This window comes from Candidatus Symbiopectobacterium sp. NZEC135, assembly GCF_025962695.1.
Map to the genome: position 1 here is coordinate 1 of NZ_JAGFPF010000783.1, position 942 is coordinate 942.

Annotated in this window: 2 protein-coding genes; one reads left to right on the plus strand and one right to left on the minus strand. The window is 57.0% G+C overall.

Translation table 11 applies throughout. The annotated features are described in order from the left end of the window. Window positions 1-176: NifU family protein (locus J5224_RS30415; RefSeq protein WP_264628767.1), on the plus strand; the 176-nt coding region annotated here is incomplete at its 5' end. A 64-nt stretch (window positions 177-240) separates the two neighbouring features. Here J5224_RS30415 and malQ read toward each other — a convergent pair. Continuing rightward, window positions 241-942, minus strand: a 702-nt coding sequence (malQ, locus tag J5224_RS30420) for a 4-alpha-glucanotransferase (protein ID WP_264628766.1), incomplete at its 5' end; no start/stop codon positions are given.

A 942-nucleotide genomic window follows, 5' to 3' on the forward strand; every position in this document is an offset into this window, starting at 1 on the left:
AAATCACCGATGATGGCTTGGCTATCCTGCAATTCGGCGGCGGTTGCAACGGCTGTTCAATGGTCGATTACACGCTGAAAGAAGGCATCGACAAAGAGCTGTTAGAGAAGTTCCCTGAGCTGAAAGGCGTGCGCGATTTGACAGAACACCAGCGCGGCGAACATTCTTACTATTGATCGCACGATAATCCTATCGCCCGACTCCCCACGCCAGTGTGGGGAGTGCTCGTCAGCCAATCCATCAATTCTTACGGGTTTCACTCGCCGCTTCCGGTGGCAACGCTAGACCACGCCGCAGATCGAGATCGCGAATCAAGCGTTCCAGATGGCGATCGCTGAAAATAGACGTCACCGTTCTGCTCAGCTTGCGCCGCCAGTTGGGGTATTCACGCGTGGTGCCGGGAATATTGACCGGTGTCGCCATATCCAGCCAATCCTCGAGTTGCAACCCCAGCAGCGCACTGCGACTGTCCGCCAGATAACGCTGCACACCGCGACTCAGTTGCGTCCCCATCGCGGTTAACGCCGCATTGCGCCCGACGCGCTGCGGTAACAGCTGATACTGATGCAACGCATCGAGCAGCCCCTGCTTGGCGCTATCGCGCTGTTCAATCTGCTGCTGCAACGCGCGTTCATCAGGATAGAGACCCAGCTCTTTGCCCAATGACAGATCGACGTTTTGCCAAAAGCCGCGCAACGTGGGCAGATCGTGCGTGGTGATGGTCGCCATTGACTGGCGCGGGTAATCGAGCGGAGCGCGAAAGTGATGGTGCTCATCCTGTTCAAAAAACAGCACCTTGTAAGAGTAAACGCCGCTATCGCGCAGTTTATCCACAATCTCGGCCGGCACCGTCCCCAGATCTTCCCCCACGACCAGACAGCGCTGGCGTTGGCTCTCCAGCGCCAGTACCGCCAGTAAATCATCCAGCGGATAGTGCACATA